Annotated in this window: 18 protein-coding genes; 11 read left to right on the forward strand and 7 right to left on the reverse strand. The window is 42.1% G+C overall.

Going from position 1 to position 12622, the window contains the following annotated elements; all coding sequences use genetic code 11:
- Positions 1–29: 29 nt before the first annotated feature.
- The gene (locus QFZ51_RS13365; RefSeq protein WP_429046459.1) at positions 30–1097 is read left to right on the forward strand and encodes an alpha/beta hydrolase; all 1068 of its coding nucleotides are present in this window, start codon (positions 30–32) and stop codon (positions 1095–1097) included.
- Positions 1098–1167: 70 nt separating this feature from the next.
- Positions 1168–2040 carry a subclass B3 metallo-beta-lactamase gene (gene bla, locus QFZ51_RS13370; protein ID WP_429046460.1) on the forward strand — a complete coding sequence of 291 codons (873 nt, stop codon included), beginning with the start codon at positions 1168–1170 and terminating at the stop codon, positions 2038–2040.
- 55 nt (positions 2041–2095) lie between these two features.
- Here the strand turns inward: bla and QFZ51_RS13375 are convergent, their stop codons facing one another.
- From QFZ51_RS13375 to QFZ51_RS13395, 5 genes are all read right to left on the reverse strand, one after another.
- Positions 2096–3145, reverse strand: a complete 1050-nt coding sequence (locus QFZ51_RS13375; protein ID WP_429046461.1) for a hypothetical protein — start codon at positions 3143–3145, stop codon at positions 2096–2098.
- Positions 3142–3513, reverse strand: coding sequence for a hypothetical protein (locus QFZ51_RS13380; RefSeq protein ID WP_429046462.1), 372 nt, complete (start codon positions 3511–3513; stop codon positions 3142–3144). The genes QFZ51_RS13375 and QFZ51_RS13380 overlap by 4 nt, the downstream gene beginning before the upstream one ends.
- A 602-nt stretch (positions 3514–4115) precedes the next feature.
- The gene (locus QFZ51_RS13385) at positions 4116–4271 is read right to left on the reverse strand and encodes a hypothetical protein (RefSeq protein WP_429046464.1); all 156 of its coding nucleotides are present in this window, start codon (positions 4269–4271) and stop codon (positions 4116–4118) included.
- Positions 4265–4720, reverse strand: a complete 456-nt coding sequence (locus tag QFZ51_RS13390; protein WP_429046466.1) for an aldo/keto reductase — start codon at positions 4718–4720, stop codon at positions 4265–4267. The genes QFZ51_RS13385 and QFZ51_RS13390 overlap by 7 nt, the downstream gene beginning before the upstream one ends.
- A gap of 72 nt (positions 4721–4792) precedes the next feature.
- A complete protein-coding gene (locus QFZ51_RS13395; protein WP_429046467.1) occupies positions 4793–5647 on the reverse strand; it encodes an AraC family transcriptional regulator in 855 nt (284 codons plus the stop codon).
- Between the two features lie 218 nt (positions 5648–5865).
- Here QFZ51_RS13395 and QFZ51_RS13400 point away from each other — a divergent pair, with 218 nt between their 5' ends.
- The 6 genes from QFZ51_RS13400 (at position 5866) to sigZ (ending at position 9885) form a co-directional block, all read left to right on the forward strand.
- Entirely contained in the window at positions 5866–6195 is a 330-nt protein-coding gene (locus tag QFZ51_RS13400) for an ArsR/SmtB family transcription factor (protein ID WP_429046468.1), read from the forward strand.
- 125 nt (positions 6196–6320) lie between these two features.
- The gene (locus QFZ51_RS13405; protein ID WP_429046469.1) at positions 6321–6809 is read left to right on the forward strand and encodes an N-acetyltransferase family protein; all 489 of its coding nucleotides are present in this window, start codon (positions 6321–6323) and stop codon (positions 6807–6809) included.
- A gap of 21 nt (positions 6810–6830) precedes the next feature.
- Positions 6831–7919: an ACR3 family arsenite efflux transporter gene (gene arsB / locus QFZ51_RS13410; RefSeq protein ID WP_429046471.1), complete on the forward strand. Its 1089-nt coding sequence runs from the start codon at positions 6831–6833 to the stop codon at positions 7917–7919.
- A 26-nt stretch (positions 7920–7945) separates the two neighbouring features.
- Positions 7946–8473 (forward strand): DUF6428 family protein, encoded by a 528-nt coding sequence (locus QFZ51_RS13415; protein ID WP_429046472.1) that lies wholly within the window; start codon positions 7946–7948, stop codon positions 8471–8473.
- 49 nt (positions 8474–8522) lie between these two features.
- Positions 8523–9296, forward strand: a complete 774-nt coding sequence (locus QFZ51_RS13420) for a metallophosphoesterase family protein (protein ID WP_429046473.1) — start codon at positions 8523–8525, stop codon at positions 9294–9296.
- Positions 9297–9306: 10 nt separating this feature from the next.
- Positions 9307–9885, forward strand: coding sequence for an RNA polymerase sigma factor SigZ (gene sigZ / locus QFZ51_RS13425; protein WP_429046474.1), 579 nt, complete (start codon positions 9307–9309; stop codon positions 9883–9885).
- A 45-nt stretch (positions 9886–9930) separates the two neighbouring features.
- On the opposite strand, the gene QFZ51_RS13430 is transcribed toward sigZ, so the two are convergent.
- Positions 9931–10116: a hypothetical protein gene (locus tag QFZ51_RS13430; protein WP_429046475.1), complete on the reverse strand. Its 186-nt coding sequence runs from the start codon at positions 10114–10116 to the stop codon at positions 9931–9933.
- A gap of 9 nt (positions 10117–10125) precedes the next feature.
- Complete coding sequence (locus tag QFZ51_RS13435) at positions 10126–10716, reverse strand: phosphatase PAP2 family protein (protein WP_429046476.1); 591 nt, start codon at positions 10714–10716, stop codon at positions 10126–10128.
- A 525-nt stretch (positions 10717–11241) separates the two neighbouring features.
- On the opposite strand from QFZ51_RS13435, the gene QFZ51_RS13440 reads away from it, so the two are divergent.
- The 3 genes from QFZ51_RS13440 to QFZ51_RS13450 all read left to right on the forward strand — a co-directional run bounded on the left by QFZ51_RS13440 (position 11242) and on the right by QFZ51_RS13450 (position 12601).
- Positions 11242–11526 (forward strand): nuclear transport factor 2 family protein, encoded by a 285-nt coding sequence (locus QFZ51_RS13440; protein ID WP_429046477.1) that lies wholly within the window; start codon positions 11242–11244, stop codon positions 11524–11526.
- Positions 11527–11825: 299 nt separating this feature from the next.
- On the forward strand, positions 11826–12281 hold the full coding sequence (locus QFZ51_RS13445; RefSeq protein WP_370911817.1) for a MaoC family dehydratase: 456 nt from the start codon (positions 11826–11828) through the stop codon (positions 12279–12281).
- A gap of 140 nt (positions 12282–12421) precedes the next feature.
- Positions 12422–12601, forward strand: a complete 180-nt coding sequence (locus QFZ51_RS13450) for an RNA polymerase sigma factor (RefSeq protein WP_429046478.1) — start codon at positions 12422–12424, stop codon at positions 12599–12601.
- Positions 12602–12622 lie beyond the last annotated feature (21 nt).

The raw sequence follows: 12622 nt of genomic DNA on the forward strand, positions 1-12622 counted from the left end.
ATAGGTAATCCAACGAAAATTGTAACGATATGATAAAATACGTAACCTGCTTCACTATTGCTTTTGTCTTCCTGTTGTTGTCTCACTCTATAAAAAGCCTGGCACAGCAACCAAAAATCGCCAAAGGTACTGTGGAGCGGATAAAAGTGCACAGCACATTGCTGGAAGGAAATCTCAGTGGCGACAGTGCAGACCGCTACGTTTCTGTTTATTTACCCGCCGGCTACAAGTCCGGTACTAAAAAACACTATCCTGTAGTGTACTTCCTGCATGGCTACACGGATAATGATGCAAAATTTTACGGCTTCCAGAAGCACTGGATGACACTGCCTCCTATATTAGATACTGCGTTTTCCCAAAAGCCGGATCAGGAAATGATCGTGGTTACTCCTGATGCTTATACCCTTTTCCAGGGAAGTATGTATTCCAATTCAGTTACAACCGGAAATTGGGAAGACTTTGTTGCCCGGGAACTGGTGAATTATATCGATAGCCACTACCGTACCCTTGCACAGAAGGAGAGCAGGGGTTTATGCGGCCACTCCATGGGCGGCTACGGAGCATTACGGATCGGGGAAAAGAACCCTGATGTATTTTCAACGGTATACCTGCTGAGTCCCTGTTGCCTGAACTCTCCGGCAACGGCCGCGGAAACGCAGTTCCTCCGGGCAGACAGCATCAAGACGATTGAACAACTGCAAAAAGCAGATTTTTTCACGAAAGCACTTTTTGCATCCGCGGCGGCCTGGTCACCCAACCCGGCAAATCCTCCATTCTATCTTGATCTTCCAATAAAAAATGGAAATATACAACCGGAAATATTGAATAAATGGGACGCGAACCGCCCGTTAAATAATTTGGATCAATACATCTATAACATCAGGAAACTGAAGTCCATTGGTTTTGATGCAGGCGATAAAGACAGATCCATCGCAGAAAGTATCAGAACACTGGATGAAGTACTCAGCAAATACAACATTGCACATTCCTTCGAAATTTATGATGGCGACCATATCAATCATGTTGCTGACAGGATTGAAGGAAAAATGCTGCAATTCTTTGAGAAAAGTTTGTCGTTTAAACAAAATCCGAAGTAGGGTTGAGGACCAATTGTTTAATTCATTAATATTGCGGGATAATCACTTATCGCTCACCCCGACTTCATATATGCGTCAACGTATCCTTCAAAAATTAATACCTGTTATCCTGTGCTCCTGCATGAGCAACTATGTACTGGCTCAGAAAGTGATAGAACCTACTAATCACAGTGAAGAGTGGACCAGGGCATACCAGCCTTTCCGTATTGTGGGTAACCTTTATTATGTAGGTACCTATGATCTTGCCAGCTACCTGATCACTACGCCTTCAGGGCATATACTGGTTAATACCGGCCTGGCTTCTTCCGCAGCTGTTATTAAAAAGAACATAGAGGCGCTCGGCTTCAGGTTTAGTGATATCAAAATCCTGCTCACCAACCAGGCTCACTTTGATCACCTGGGCGCCATGGCCGCCGTTCAGGAAGCGACTGGCGCCAGATTTATGGTAGATGCTGCGGATGAATCGGTGGTGAAGTCCGGCGGCAAAACGGATTATGCCCTGGGCGGCGAGTTCAGTGCTTTCAGGCCGGTTAAAATCTCCAGGCTGCTGCATGATAAGGATGTAGTTAGTTTGGGAGATGCTAAATTGCTGGTACTCCACCACCCCGGCCACACGAAAGGCTCCTGCAGCTTTTTAATGGAGGTGAAAGATAGCAGTAAGACTTACAAAGTACTGCTGGCAAATATGCCTACTATTGTAACGGAAAAGAAATTCTCACAGGTGACTGCCTACCCGCAGATCGCCGCTGACTATAAATACACCCTGGATACCATGCCCAAAATTCAATTTGACATATGGGTAGCTGCCCATGCGAGTCAGTTTGATTTGCATGAGATACGTGAGGAAAATGCTCCTTATAACCCGGCGTTGTTTGCAAACAGGGAGGCGTATGACAGGGCATTGGAAGAGAGTAGAAGGGAGTACCAGGAGAAGATTAAGTAGTGGAGCGCCAGGCTTTCCGGACGTTTTTATTAGAGGCTTTATTTGTATATTTTTTCTACCGTCTATCTTTAATTTCATATAGTGTATACCCAAGTCCTGAAACTGAAATTGTATAAATAGTTATTTTGTATTTCAGTTTCAGCTTTTTTTCTTTACCATATACCTCTAAAATGTTTGTGATAGTTTCATTAGACAAGAAATTTCCATCTTTTAAAAGAGCATTATTTATTCTATTAGTTATAGCAATTCCATCATGGTACGTCAAATAAAAGTTGGCGGAGGGGCTGTTTGTAAAAATATCTGCGTTACATGATAAATAAATAATACTACGTTTTGCTGCATTAGCAAGACTGTCCATATGTTCAAACTTTTTCCTGCTTCCATCCGGTAAACGAAATTCCCCATCTTCGTTGTGGCCAATTAAGATTATTGGCATGTCATCCGGTGAATTGATAATTCCATTTGTCAATAAATCTGAACTGGTTACAAAATGGACATTTATATTCTTTTCGTTACAGATTCTTTTTTTAATGCCTATACAGTCGTTCAATTGTTGGTTATCCGGTGTATCGAAAATATTTTTAAATTCATCTGGTGATTCAGGGATGCTTATATAAACCTGTGATTTTTTAACGTTTATAAGACTATTTCTTTCTCTGGAAAGAGATAACGCTTTATTTGAGGTTTTTTTTGGGGGTAGTCCAGGTGAAAGTAATCCGGCTTTAGGAAAAGCATTGCCGGCGTGAATGTCGTCAACGCCGCCCTTTGGGCCACTGGCCAAAATCTCTATCGCTTTTTTTCTTGAGTCACCCCCTATTGCGTTATAGTTTAGATCTAAAAATTCTTTTCTTGTTTTAAAGATTCCCGGGATGGCGATCTCTGTTTTCCGTTCTTCCTTCAACTTTTTTTTGTAGTCATTAAAAGCTTTTTCATCTTCAATATGCGCTATTTCTTTTCCGTCTCCATATTCTTTTTCAATTAAAATGATATACTTTTTATCATTTGATTCGAAAAGTTTTAAGAAGTACCGGATTTGACCAAATGCATTGCTTTTAAAAGAAATAAAGAACAAAAGAATAAAAAAGAATTTATTTGAGGTATTCATTTGAAATAGATTTTAGAGACATCTTCAAAGCTGTATTCAACTTTTGCCTTAGCGGTTTTAAGATCTCCCAAATGTCTTGGCTGCAAAGCCGCTACAATTTTCTTAAAAACCAATGGGAAAGCGGCGCCTAGAACAAAAGGTATTTTGTTTGGGAAATCTACTTCCTTATCGTAAAAGATAAGCCATGTTCCAATACCGGAAACAACAATCATAACGAAAGTGATAACCCAATAAGGCTTCGAATGAAGCAATTTTTTGTTCTCTTTCGCATCAAGTTTGTTTCTTATTTCATACCAATAGAGCAGCTCCTGGCAAATGGAACCAAAAATTGCAATTAGAATAAAAATTAATTGAGGTTGAGTATTCATTTTTCTTTTGTTTTAGAAGCCAAACAATGCTTTTTAGAATATAATATGAGTTCATTAAGGTAACTTCCTACCTCCAATTTCTGCTATGGGATTACATCTGGTAATGGGATAATTTATGGGGTGGCCCTATATCAGCAGTCTTATATCAGTCGTGAGTAACTAAATATCGATTGGAAAGATAGGTGTTATCTGGGAGAATAATAGTGATAAATCGTCTGACTTAAAAGAGATTTGACTGAATGTATGTGATTTACCTTTCTAAATATAACCAAACTATACAAATTGAATAAATTTTAAATGAGATGTATTGCAGAAGATATTGGAATTACTGGCGGACGAATAAAGTGCGAAGAAAAAGTATCTCATTTCGTTCGTTGCCTAATTGTTTTTCTATGAATATATTCCGCCAATTATTCTGTGATGATTGGCTGCATGGTTGCAAATTACTGATTCTTCAAATCAATGTATCAACTTGTCGGAGCACTTATTTATCCAGGCTGCTTTATCCAGGCTGCTCATAAATTTTTCAGGATACCTCGTACCGGAAACGCTTCCCGCAGGCATGATTTTTTCAATGCTTTGCAGATCTTCAGCAGTAAGACTTACCTTTTCAGATGCGATGTTTTCTTCCAGATTTTTGATTCGTTTGGTACCGGGAATTGTAATGATGTCTTCACCTGTGCAAGCACCCAGGCAATCGCTAATTGCGACGGCGTACAACCTTTTGCATCAGCCAGTGATTTAATCTTCGCTACCATCTCCAGATCTTTATAAAAGTTCTCACCCTGGAAGCTGGCATATGAACAGGTACGGCTGGATCTATGCGAGCCAGTGTATAGAGGTCAATGTAGTCGGTTTTAAGTCGCTTTAAGCTATACATCACTGCGTTTTGGATGTATTCGGGGCGGCCGGTTACAGCACCCGGGCCCATAGCGCCGTTAGGGCCGGGAGCAACCAGTTGGCCGGTCTTGACAGAGAGAAAAGCTTTGTCACGCTTATGCTGAATGGCCTGGCTGATCAGCGATTCGTTATGGCCGGCGAGATAATAATCAGCGGTGTCTAAAAAGTTGTGCCCGAGTTCCAGGGCTCTTTCAATGGTCGATATGGATTGTTTGTCGTCAGATGGTCCGTAAGCGCCCGACATCCCCATGCAGCCTAAACCAACCGGTGATACCAGCGGTCCGTTTTTTCCAAGTTGTCTGTTCATAGTCTTGTGATTAGTTTCATGAACAATATTCGTGGAAACAGCGGGAAGAAGGCTGGACAAAATCCGTGAATATCAGGACAGATCCCTGAAGAATGCCGAAATGGTTTTACCAGTCACTTTTTTAAATAACCGGGAGAAGTAATCAGGGTTGTTAAAACCCAATCCGAAAGCCAGCTCCTTTACAGAAGCGCGCTCGCCATGGGATATCCGGCGTCTTGCTTCGAGTATAAGGCGATTAATAATAAACTCTTTAGGCGAAAGTCCGGAATGCTGTTTCACGATCTGGTATAAGCTATCTGTACTTAATGCCAGTTTACCGGCTATATCCTTAATCGTAGGATGATCGGTCAGGTTGTCTTCAACAAATATTTGAAAATCTATCCACTTTGAGATATGATCGTTCACCGGCGCCTTATCCGTATCAAAATACGCCAGGTTGATTTCGGTTAACAGGCTATTGAGGTGCGCCAGGATAAGCTCCGGATCAGTATCTGGCGTGCTTAATAAACCGATGAGCATTTCGAAGATGGCTTTGAGCCTGACGGCAGTTGCTGAGGTAACGCTTATCTTTTGTTGGTTTAAAGGGTTAATCAGAAAGGGATATGGTTTTGGCAACCGGGAAAGACAATTTTCATCAAAGCCTAGTTTAAAATAATCGCTACCATGCCCAGAAGTTGGTAGGCGATGGATCTGGTGCGGACGCACCATCAGCAATTGATTGCTTTCAATATCGAATTCTTCGAGGTCAACGCCATGCCGCGTACAACCGCTTACTATAAACAGTATAAAGAAATAAGGTGAACGATGCGTCAGCTCAATCTGATCCGCGATCTCCGCGGAAAGATGCCCGAAATTCGGAGAAACGATTCTGATGGGCAGTTGATCATTTTGCTTATGATCGTTAAGCAGTGATTTAATAGTTTGCATCAGCAAAAACTTGTTCTCCAAAAGTACTGACAATATCCGGATGAACGATGCTTGCAGGGAGCCGGCAAACAATCCGAAACATAAATGTCTTCTGGAAGATTTCCTTCTTCAAAACTGCCTGGATATTATCGTGTGATTTTTTTCTATTAAAAAGCAATCTTTTTTTGCAGATTTCAAAACTAATCGTAATATTGCGATATGTTAAAGAGGTAACATTTATGGGAGCTACCAAATCGGATTTATTCACCAAAGAACAAAATGATATAGCCAATATGGCTAAAGCGCTGGCACATCCGGCCCGGATAGCTATTTTGCAGTATCTCGTTAAAAAGAACGCTTGCGTGTGCGGCGATCTCGTAGACGAGATTGGCCTGGCACAGGCAACCACTTCGCAACATCTCAAGGAGTTGAAAACAGCAGGTCTTATTCAGGGAACTATTGAAGGAGCCAGTGTTTGCTACTGTATAAATCCAAAGGTCTGGAACCAATACCATAGCATTCTTGGAGCATTCTTCAAAGAGGCGGCGGAGATTAAATCCTGCTGTTAAAAAAATTTGCTTATATATATCGCAATATTGCAATTATACGATGGGGGGTTTATTGTTAAGCACCTCGTTGCGGCACGTTTCATATAATCACGAAGTCATACTTAATACTGAAAAAGCATCTTTCTATGACTATCCTTCCAATGACAGCAACACATGGTCCACAAGTATTGGCCATTTATGAAGCAGGTATTTCCACTGGCAACGCTACCTTTCAAACAGCAGCGCCCTCCTGGGAAGAATGGGACCAGTCACATTTAAAAAATTGCCGCCTGGTAGCGACAGAGGACAACAGGGTTCTTGGCTGGGCGGCGTTAACACCGGTCTCCAGCAGATGCGTTTACGCAGGCGTTGCAGAAGTAAGTGTGTACGTAGCGCCGGACGCACAAGGCAAAGGAATCGGAAAAGCATTGCTGCAAACATTAATTGAGCAAAGCGAAGAAAATAAACTCTGGACCTTACAGGCAGGCATCTTTCCTGAAAACACCGGCAGCATTAAAATACATGAAGCCTGCGGCTTCCGTATAGTAGGGCGACGGGAACGCATCGGCAAAATGGGTGATACCTGGCGGGATACGCTTTTACTGGAACGAAGAAGCAAAAAAGTTGGCGTCTAATAATATCCTGATAAAAATACTATGCAAAATTGTAATCCTGCTCAACGTAAGAAACTGGGCTTTTTAGATCGTTATCTGACATTGTGGATCTTCCTGGCGATGGCTATTGGAATAGGCATCGGGTATTTTTTTCCGTCCTCTTCAGGGGTCATCAATTCCTTTTCCTCGGGAACGACTAATATTCCCCTGGCAATCGGGTTAATATTAATGATGTACCCACCGCTGGCGAAAGTAAAGTATGACAAGATGGGCGAAGTGTTCCGCAATACCAAAGTATTGTCCTTATCCTTGCTGCTTAACTGGATCATTGGCCCTATCCTGATGTTCGGCCTGGCAGTACTTTTTTTGCATGGATATCCTGAATACATGACCGGCTTAATTCTTATTGGCCTTGCCAGGTGCATAGCAATGGTAATCGTCTGGAACGAGCTGGCAGACGGAAGCCGCGAGTATGCTGCCGGACTGGTAGCACTCAACAGTATCTTCCAGGTATTACTTTACAGCGTGTATGCTTATGTATTTATCACCTGGCTTCCAACCATTTTTGGAATGAAGGGGATCACAGTGGAGGTTTCTATCAGTGAAATCGCGAAAAGCGTGGGTATCTACCTGGGCATTCCATTCGCAGCGGGCATCATCAGCAGATATTCCCTGATCGCATGGAAAGGGAAAGAGTGGTTCCAGGAAAAGTTTGTACCATTTATATCTCCCATTACATTAATAGCATTGCTGTTTACCATTATTGTTATGTTCAGCCTGAAAGGGGAGCTGATCGTACAAATTCCTATGGATGTAGTAAGAATCGCTATACCACTGGTAATTTATTTCGCTATCATGTTCCTCGTTAGTTTCGCTTTAGGTAAAGCTGCAGGGGCAGATTATTCCAAAAATGCTTCCATCGCTTTTACCGCAGCCGGTAATAACTTCGAATTAGCCATAGCGGTGGCGATTGGTGTATTTGGAATCAATTCCGGTCAGGCATTTGTAGGCGTAATCGGGCCATTGGTAGAAGTACCTGCATTGATTGCACTGGTAAACGTCGCCTTCTGGCTTCGTAAACGCTGGTACAGCAAAATCGTGGAAGCGCCGGTAACCGCTGTTAAAGCATAATTAAAAACTTTTAAATTTTTAATAAGATGAGTAATTCAAAAATGAACTGGCAGAGTTTTAAAGACCAGTTGCAAAAACATCCGGAACAAATCCTCCAATTTCAATATGCTGAGGACAAACTGGTAGCACCTTCTTATCATATAACAGAAATCAAACAGGCTCCTATAACTTCCGTAGACTGCGGCGGCAAAGTAAACGCCTGGACAGAAATTATTGTGCAATTATGGGAACCGGTTGAAGTACAAACAGATCGCGCTATGGCAGTCAACAAAGCATTGAAGATAGTAGACCTGGTGGAACGCAGCATCGACTTAAATCCCAAAGCCACCGTGAAAATTGAATTTGGCAATGCTGAATTTGATACCCGGCAGATGTATCCAAAGGAATTCCTTTTGGATGGAGATAACCTGGTAGTAAACCTGCAGCCGGATGCTACCCAATGTAAAGCAACAGATCGTGGTATGACCTGTGGTACACCAAAAACGGAAACATTGGCAGTTCCGGCAGGATTGGAAGCTGCCCAATGTTGCACACCTGGAGGCGGTTGCTGCTGATCGTTAATATTTCTAAGAACATCTAATCCAATCTTCAATTATTCTATTTATGAAAATAGCTTTGTTCAGCGATATTCATGCAAATTTACCGGCTCTGGAAGCATTCTTTAAAGATGTTGATGAAAGAAAACCCGATGCCATTTACTGCCTGGGCGACTTTGTAGGATATAATATCTGGCCCAACGAGGTAATCAATGAAATCAGAAAACGTCGTATTCCTGCGATTGCCGGCAACTACGATTTTGGAATTGGCAGAACAAGCAACGACTGTGGCTGTGCTTACAAAACAGAGATGGAGAAAGCTAACGGCAGTATTTCGATTTCTTACACCAACCAGATTGTAAACGAAGACGAACGTACATACCTTCGTACACTGCCTGCCCACATCAAAGTGGAATTTCAATTAAATAATGATAAGCTGAACCTGCTTCTTGTACATGGCAGTCCCCGTAAAATCAATGAATATTTATTTGAAGACCGGGAGGAAAAAAGCATGCTGAGAATTATGGCTGATGCAGATGCCGACATTATGTGTTTTGGCCATACACACAAGCCCTATCATAGGATCTTGTCGGCTGAAGCGGAGGGGAATCCACACTACAGGCACGCCATTAACATTGGATCCGTAGGGAAGCCTAAAGACGGCGACCCCCGCGGAGGCTATGTGATGCTGCATATCAATGACCATAGCTGTATTCATGATAAAAACAGCATCCAGGTGGAATTTATTCGCTTTGAATATGATGTGGAGAAGGCCGCTAAAGCGGTAGAAGACAGCCCCCTGCCTGATGCCTATGCCGAAAGTTTGAGAACCGGTATTTAAGCTGTTGTTTATGCAACCTACACATATTTCGATCTGGGAAGAATTTAGTACGGAATTGAAAAGATTCATCTGCCAGAAGGTGAATCAAGGCGATCATTGTAACGATATTCTACAGGATGTTTATCTTAAAATATTTATAAATATTGGAAAGATAGAAAAGGCGCAGCACATCCGGGCATATTTGTACCGGGTAGCCAATAATGCCGTAACAGACTACTATCGCCGCACTCGTGAAAATATAGCCATTGATGCCGCACCTGTAATGGCGGAGGATCATGAAGTTTTTGCTGAAGAGCATGAGTATCGCCTTGCGGATTGCCTCCGGCCAATGATTGAATCGTTGCCACAAATCTACCGGGAGGCGCTTGTATTTACAGAACTGGAAGGATTGACGCAGCAACAGTTTGCCGGGAAGATGGGCATTTCTTTATCAGGAGCGAAGTCCAGAGTACAAAGAGCCAGGGAAAAACTGAAAGAAGAAATTATACGTTGCTGTGAATATGAGTTTGATAAATATGGGAATATCCTTGCCTGTTGTAAGAACTCACCTCCGGGTAAAAATTATTGTGCCAGCGATACCGTCATTTAAGTGTTAAGCTACAGGTCCGTGAAGGGCACTGTAGCTTTTTAGTAATTACTTAGTATCGTACATCCCCTTTTTCCTGGCCCATTCTATTTTGGCCATTTCCATATCTGCTACAAATGCGGGGGATTTATACCAACTGGTAAGCAGGTGCCATGCTAAATTCCGCGATGCCTCATTGTCGCTGGGGTAGTGGATTCCCATTAGTTCCCTTGACCAACGGACTTCTTCTGCCATCTTTATAAATTACGCTCTTTTCTCCGGTATTATTTCACTGAATATTAACGCCTCTGTAAAAGACCATAGGGTATGTCCGCTGGGAAAAGACGGGGAACTAATCCGTGCCAGTGGGTATAGCCGGGGCTCCAGGTGATAGGGGCGTGGGCGTTTAAAATATCTTTTTAACCTGAATTCAGTTACTCTGATATCCTGGATACAATGTAACATCAGCTGGGTGATGGCGGGAAAATTCTGATCATTGAACCAATCACCAACCGGGCCGGCAATATAAAACAGTTGTTTGCGGTTTTCGGCATAGTCAGCGTCCAAAGGGTTTATTATGTTTGGCCACGACCCGATGTTGGCTATATATTCTGCCCTGTGGATTTCTTCAGACGTTCTTTTTGCCTGCAACTGTAGCATATAATCCAATTCAGCCCTGGTCTGTAAGGAACTATTGGCTGGATATTTAATATAACCAGGCAGCTTTTCTTCATCTTCTTTACTAAGATAGTAGGTCCGCATGAGTGAATTCGCGAGCGCTCCTTTACTATATTCACTCCATGGGAACGTAATGGTATCCAGCCTTGCATTTGCAGGGTCCGCAGCCGGATTCATTGCCGCCAACGATTTGTAATGATTGGATATTGGTTCTAAAGGATGTACGGATTGCGCGGATAGCGATGCATTGATCATTGTACTTGCGACTACAACAAGCGGCAAACTCCTAAAACATAGCATCAGACCTTTTTTCTTTTCCATTAACAGGTAATTTTTGTGTTGAAGAATAATGTACAACAGTAAGACGCAGGAAATTGAAAAAGGACGCAGCAACAGGGAAAACAAGCCGTCCATTATTTACCAGCTAATGATATTGGCTGTTTTTCGGAAATTTTCCTGGATTGGAAGCTGGACGCCATCGACTACCTGCTTAAACCTATGGAAAAATCCAGGTTGGAGAAAGCGATTAACAAAGCGGAGGTATACCGGAAGCTGCTTTCAGATAATACGGAGAAAAGCATTTTCCTAAAGGTAAGCAATACATACCTTCGCGCAATGCCTGCGATAAAAACGCTGGATTTTAAGCATCCGGTAAATACTTCTGGGACAGGTAAATATTATACACTTTAAAACCGGTAATAAATGACATCAAAAGAAATAATTGAATGCTACTTTAAAGCGCTTGAAAATGGAGGCGTTCCTAAAGCGTTTTCGGTTTTTGCACCGGATGCCAGGTGGCATCAACCAGGGAACAATAAATTTTCGGGGGTTAAAAATGGGCTGGAAGAAATAGGTAATATGCTTGGAGCAATGATGGCGCAGGTAGCAGGAAGTTTGATTGTTAAACCGAGTGGCGCATTAATGGAAAGCGACAATTTGATAGATTGCCCGGTTCGATTCACCGCCACAAAAGGAACCAAAGCATAGACATGAATGGGGTCGATTTATTTGAAGTAAAAGACGGGAAAATTTCGCAGGTCTGGCTATTTTCAGACGATCAGCAGCAGGAAGATATGTTCTGGCAGGACTGAGTGAATAGAGCCTGGTTTGACTGGAAACCCGCTATCATAGCGGACTTTTTGTTTTTCTGATGTCCTTTTAACAAATTAATTGGACTGATGTTTTGGATACTTGAAGAAATAGAAGTAAGTTGGAAATCCGTTTATCCTGGCGAGTTTATTGCCTGGGCGCGCTTGTATCTATAAATAATAATAAAAGAAAGAATTATGGTAATTGTAAACAGTTTCGCAGAATATCAAGCGTATGAGGGTAAAGAGATAGGTAGCTCTGAGTGGCATAAAATAGACCAGGAACAGATCAACAAATTTGCGGATGCAACACTGGATCATCAATGGATCCATTGCAATGAGGAAAGAGCAAAAAATGAGGGGCCTTTCAAAACGACTATTGCCCATGGTTATCTGACGTTGGCGTTAATTCCTTACTTATGGAAGCAAATTGCAGACATCCGGAACGTTAAAATGGAAATTAACTACGGTATAGAACGGTTTAAGTTTGGTCAGGCAGTGTTTGTAAACGACGAAGTACAATTGAAAGCGAAACTCAATTCCATAGTTGATTTAAGAGGAGTTACCAAAGTAGTAATTGGTGCTACGCTTAGTATTAAAGGCAAGGCGAAGCCGGCTTACACAGGTGATGTGGTATTTTTATACCATTTTTAATGGTAGTTTCAATACTCCATTTATTCGAATCGCCATAAAGGGCTTGATAGTAATCAAAATAAAATAACGCAATGGGACAGTGCCGGGAGCGGCACCAAAAGATAATAATAGCGTAATATTCAGCTGTTATATTTGCATTTATGCAAATGGATGACTGGAATGATCAGGACTTATGGCAACGCATCCAGCAGGATGACAAGACGGCGTTTGAATCCGTGTACCGTTGTTTTGTTGAAGTAATCTTTGCCCTGGTATTTAAGCATATAGATAACCGCAATGATGCAGAAGATGTGACCCAGGACGTTTTTTTAAGCGTATGAGAACAACGGAAACAAATTGTA

Source organism: Chitinophaga sp. W3I9 (assembly GCF_050434025.1).
Classification (GTDB): Bacteria; Bacteroidota; Bacteroidia; order Chitinophagales; family Chitinophagaceae; genus Chitinophaga.

Coding starts and splice junctions, on each gene's coding strand:
- QFZ51_RS13450 (WP_429046478.1), top strand. CDS start 12,422: ATGCAAATGGATGACTGGAATGATCAGGACTTATGGCAACGCATCCAG.
- QFZ51_RS13375 (WP_429046461.1), bottom strand. CDS start 3,145: ATGAATACCTCAAATAAATTCTTTTTTATTCTTTTGTTCTTTATTTCT.
- arsB (WP_429046471.1), top strand. CDS start 6,831: ATGCAAAATTGTAATCCTGCTCAACGTAAGAAACTGGGCTTTTTAGAT.
- sigZ (WP_429046474.1), top strand. CDS start 9,307: ATGCAACCTACACATATTTCGATCTGGGAAGAATTTAGTACGGAATTG.
- QFZ51_RS13395 (WP_429046467.1), bottom strand. CDS start 5,647: ATGCAAACTATTAAATCACTGCTTAACGATCATAAGCAAAATGATCAA.
- QFZ51_RS13365 (WP_429046459.1), top strand. CDS start 30: ATGATAAAATACGTAACCTGCTTCACTATTGCTTTTGTCTTCCTGTTG.
- QFZ51_RS13380 (WP_429046462.1), bottom strand. CDS start 3,513: ATGAATACTCAACCTCAATTAATTTTTATTCTAATTGCAATTTTTGGT.
- QFZ51_RS13405 (WP_429046469.1), top strand. CDS start 6,321: ATGACTATCCTTCCAATGACAGCAACACATGGTCCACAAGTATTGGCC.
- QFZ51_RS13445 (WP_370911817.1), top strand. CDS start 11,826: ATGGTAATTGTAAACAGTTTCGCAGAATATCAAGCGTATGAGGGTAAA.
- QFZ51_RS13385 (WP_429046464.1), bottom strand. CDS start 4,271: ATGGTAGCGAAGATTAAATCACTGGCTGATGCAAAAGGTTGTACGCCG.
- QFZ51_RS13415 (WP_429046472.1), top strand. CDS start 7,946: ATGAGTAATTCAAAAATGAACTGGCAGAGTTTTAAAGACCAGTTGCAA.
- QFZ51_RS13435 (WP_429046476.1), bottom strand. CDS start 10,716: ATGAATCCGGCTGCGGACCCTGCAAATGCAAGGCTGGATACCATTACG.
- bla (WP_429046460.1), top strand. CDS start 1,168: ATGCGTCAACGTATCCTTCAAAAATTAATACCTGTTATCCTGTGCTCC.
- QFZ51_RS13400 (WP_429046468.1), top strand. CDS start 5,866: ATGGGAGCTACCAAATCGGATTTATTCACCAAAGAACAAAATGATATA.
- QFZ51_RS13390 (WP_429046466.1), bottom strand. CDS start 4,720: ATGAACAGACAACTTGGAAAAAACGGACCGCTGGTATCACCGGTTGGT.
- QFZ51_RS13420 (WP_429046473.1), top strand. CDS start 8,523: ATGAAAATAGCTTTGTTCAGCGATATTCATGCAAATTTACCGGCTCTG.
- QFZ51_RS13440 (WP_429046477.1), top strand. CDS start 11,242: ATGACATCAAAAGAAATAATTGAATGCTACTTTAAAGCGCTTGAAAAT.
- QFZ51_RS13430 (WP_429046475.1), bottom strand. CDS start 10,116: ATGGCAGAAGAAGTCCGTTGGTCAAGGGAACTAATGGGAATCCACTAC.